Source organism: Furfurilactobacillus entadae, assembly GCF_045862745.1.
GTDB classification, from domain to species: domain Bacteria; phylum Bacillota; class Bacilli; order Lactobacillales; family Lactobacillaceae; genus Furfurilactobacillus; species Furfurilactobacillus entadae.
In genome coordinates this window covers 1-425 of the sequence record NZ_BQXN01000060.1, presented here as the reverse complement: position 1 = coordinate 425, position 425 = coordinate 1, and the positions used below count along the sequence as shown (strand labels likewise).

Below are 425 nucleotides of genomic sequence, written 5' to 3'. Positions count from 1 at the left end.
ACACACCGCCCGTCACACCATGAGAGTTTGTAACACCCAAAGTCGGTGGGGTAACCTTTTAGGAGCCAGCCGCCTAAGGTGGGACAGATGATTAGGGTGAAGTCGTAACAAGGTAGCCGTAGGAGAACCTGCGGCTGGATCACCTCCTTTCTAAGGAAATAATTCGGAAACCTACGCATTGTTGAAACGTTGTTCAGTTTTGAGGGATTTACCTCAAAAAGATTGGGCGCATAGCTCAGCTGGTTAGAGCGCACGCCTGATAAGCGTGAGGTCGGTGGTTCGAGTCCACTTGTGCCCATCGGCCTGACTAGACAACATGGGGAATTAGCTCAGATGGGAGAGCACCTGCTTTGCAAGCAGGGGGTCAACGGTTCGATCCCGTTATTCTCCATTGATCACCAAGTGATCAAGTGTTGCACATTGAA

The 425-nt window shown here is 50.6% G+C and carries 2 tRNA genes and 1 rRNA gene; all 3 read left to right on the top strand.

What is annotated here, in order from left to right:
- Positions 1-150 (top strand): 16S ribosomal RNA (locus tag ACKTR5_RS11750); the annotation flags it as partial.
- 74 nt (positions 151-224) lie between these two features.
- Positions 225-298: transfer RNA gene (locus ACKTR5_RS11745), tRNA-Ile, on the top strand.
- A gap of 20 nt (positions 299-318) precedes the next feature.
- Positions 319-391, top strand: a tRNA-Ala gene (locus ACKTR5_RS11740).
- The last annotated feature ends 34 nt before the right edge of the window (positions 392-425 follow it).